Annotated in this window: 2 protein-coding genes and 1 pseudogene; 1 reads left to right on the forward strand and 2 read right to left on the reverse strand. The window is 70.8% G+C overall.

Annotation, left to right across the window (positions count from 1 at the left end; all coding sequences use genetic code 11):
- On the reverse strand, positions 1-183 hold a 183-nt coding region (locus tag AC1DU6_RS26635), incomplete at its 3' end, for a Rho termination factor N-terminal domain-containing protein (RefSeq protein WP_477860801.1).
- Between the two features lie 257 nt (positions 184-440).
- Entirely contained in the window at positions 441-770 is a 330-nt protein-coding gene (gene trxA / locus AC1DU6_RS26640; RefSeq protein ID WP_056195487.1) for a thioredoxin TrxA, read from the reverse strand.
- A gap of 164 nt (positions 771-934) precedes the next feature.
- On the opposite strand from trxA, the pseudogene AC1DU6_RS26645 reads away from it, so the two are divergent.
- Positions 935-2,651, forward strand: a pseudogene (locus tag AC1DU6_RS26645) (hypothetical protein); the annotation flags it as partial.

The raw sequence follows: 2,651 nt of genomic DNA on the forward strand, positions 1-2,651 counted from the left end.
GCCGTCGGGGAGCACTTCGAGCACGCCATCGCCGAAGACCTGCTCGCCAGCCTTGGCGCGCTTCTTCATGATGGCGAACATCAGCTCCTGCTTGCGCAGGCGCGTGACGTTGTCGATCTCCAGCGCCTCGCCCATCTCGATGAGGGCGGAAACGTGGAGCGCTTTGAGTTCGGAAAGATGCATGGGTGAATACCCGTCAGGGGCCGCAGCGCCAGCCAAGGCGCAACGGCGATTCCACGGCCGCCCCAGAAAAGGATCGAATGGCTACCGCTCAAACGGCGAGCGACGCAGATTCGACAACTGACTCAGTGGTGGGAGGGGGAGCCGAGTCCACGCTGGCTGGGTGCTGAATTCGTATCCAGGAACCCGGGGCGTGTTGGCTTTGGCTGCTGCAGTGACCGCGCGGAGAGCGCCGGCAACACTGCAGCAGTTGGACGCGATTATAGGTTCGCGTCGAGGAAGGCCGTCAACTGGGCCTTGGAGAGGGCACCGACCTTGGTCGCGGCGAGCTGGCCGTCCTTGAAAAGCATCAGTGTCGGAATGCCACGGATACCGAATTTGGCCGGCACTTCGCGGTTCTCGTCGACGTTCATCTTGGCGATCTGCAGCTTGTCACCGTAGCCGGTGGCGACCTCGTCCAGGATGGGCGCGATCATCTTGCAGGGGCCGCACCACTCGGCCCAATAGTCCACCAGCACGGGCTTGCCCGACTGGATGACGTCGGCGTCGAAGGACGCGTCGGAAACATGCTTGATCAATTCGCTGCTCATGGGAGGGTTCCTTGGCCTCAAAGGGTTGGCGGTCGCCGCAGTGGGCGCCGTCCGAATAGGCAAAATGATTGTGACATAGCCACTTTTGTCCGGACGGTCGCGAGGGTGACCGAAACGGTGGCAAACATGCGGGCGGGAGGCCTGCTTTACARGTGCAGCAAGCTTTGAATCTGGGCCTGGCGCCTGGCGAGGACAACGAAGCCTTCTGGCGCCGCGTCGCGGCCGTCAGTGCCGACTGGCTGGAAGGGCGAGGCGCGGCCGTGCGCGATGCCGTGCTGCTGCTGCCTTTCGCCCAGCAGATCGCGCCGGCGCGCCGCGCCTGGCTCGCCCACGGCGGCTGGCAGCCTCGCATCACGACCAGCCGCAGCCTGGCTTCGGCGCTGGGCCCCACGTCATTGGCCGCGCCTGACCAGCTCTCCGGCGACGCCGCCATCGACGCCTTCACCGCCGACCGGCTGCTGGCCGAGCAGAGCTGGGTCCAGCCCCTCAAGCGCAGCAGCCCGCGCGACTACCGTGTGGCGCTCGCCCGGCTCGTCGACACCGCCCACGCGCTGGCCCGCGCGGCCGCCCAGGTGCCGCCGATTGAGCGCCTTGCGTTCATGGACACCGCCCGGCAACGGCTTGCAGCCCTGGACGCCGGCCCCGGCCTGCTGGAGCGCGCACTGGCTCAGGTCGCGCTGGCCTGGGTGGCCTCTGACGAGCGCCGCCCGCCCACCGACACGCTGTTCGCGCTGCGCCCCAGCGCCTGGATCTGGCTGCGCGCCGGCGGGCCCGACCCGCTGGCCCAGGCGCTGCTGGCGGGCGACGTGCCAGCGCTGTGCCTGAACGCCGACCTGGACCTCGATCAGGCCTGGGCCGGTTTCACGCCCGCCGCGCGAGTGGAGGAAGCCGTCGCGCCGGACTTCGAGACGCTCGCCCAGCAGACCGCCACGGCCGTCGTCCAGCACCTCAACGCGGGCYGGCGGCCGGTGGCCTTGCTTGCGCAAGACCGCGTCGTCATCCGCCGCGTACGGGCGCTGCTGGCGCGCCAGGGCGTGCCGATGCATGACGAGACCGGTTGGACGCTCGCGACCACGCCCGCCGCCGCCGCATTGATGGCCCTGCTGCGCSCCGCCCTGGCTGGTGGCGCAGTGGACGACTGGCTGGCCTGGCTGAAGTCCGCGCTGGCCACGGGTTGGGATGCCGAAGGCCTGTCCGGCCTGGAGTCGCGCTGCCGCCGCTTCGGCTGGCGCCAGGCCGCCCAGCTCGATGCGGCGACGTTGCCGCCGGCCGTCGGTGCGGCCTGGCAGCGGGCTCGGCGCCAACTGGAGCCGCTGGCCGGCGGCGCGCGCACGCTGGGTGGCTGGCTCGCTGCATTGAGCCAGGCGCTGAGCGGGCTGACGCCGCTGGCCGAGGTCGAGGGCGGCGAGGCCCTGCTGGAAACGCTGTGGATTTCGCGCAACCCCTGGGCCGGCAGCGCCCACGAGGCGGCTCTGGCGCAGACGCGGCTGCGGCCCGACGAGTTCCTGGCCTGGGTGGACGACACGCTGGAGGCGGCGCAGTTCGAGCCGACCGAAGAAGCGGGTGCGGTCGAGGTTGTCATCACGCCGTTGGCGCGGGCCATGCTTCGGCCCTTCGGCGCCGTCGTGCTGCCTGGCGCGGACGCCGCCACACTGGGGCCGGTGAACCCGCAAGCGGGTCTGCTGGCCGATGCCGACGCGGCGGCCCTGGGCCTGCCCAGCCTGGCCGAACGCCGCGAGGCCGAGGGCTTCAGTTTCGCGCAGCTGCTGCGCGCGCCGGTGCTGACGCTGCTGCGCTGCGCCTTCGCAGGCGCCGAGCCGCTGCCGGCCAGCCCGCTGCTGGAGCGGCTGGCCGGCGCGGCAGCGCGCAGCGGTCAGGGCC

The sequence above is a fragment of the Roseateles sp. P5_B10 genome (assembly GCF_056400485.1).

What these genes read in the sequence shown, in the direction of transcription:
- trxA (WP_056195487.1), bottom strand. Translation starts at nt 770, where the DNA reads ATGAGCAGCGAATTGATCAAGCATGTTTCCGACGCGTCCTTCGACGCC.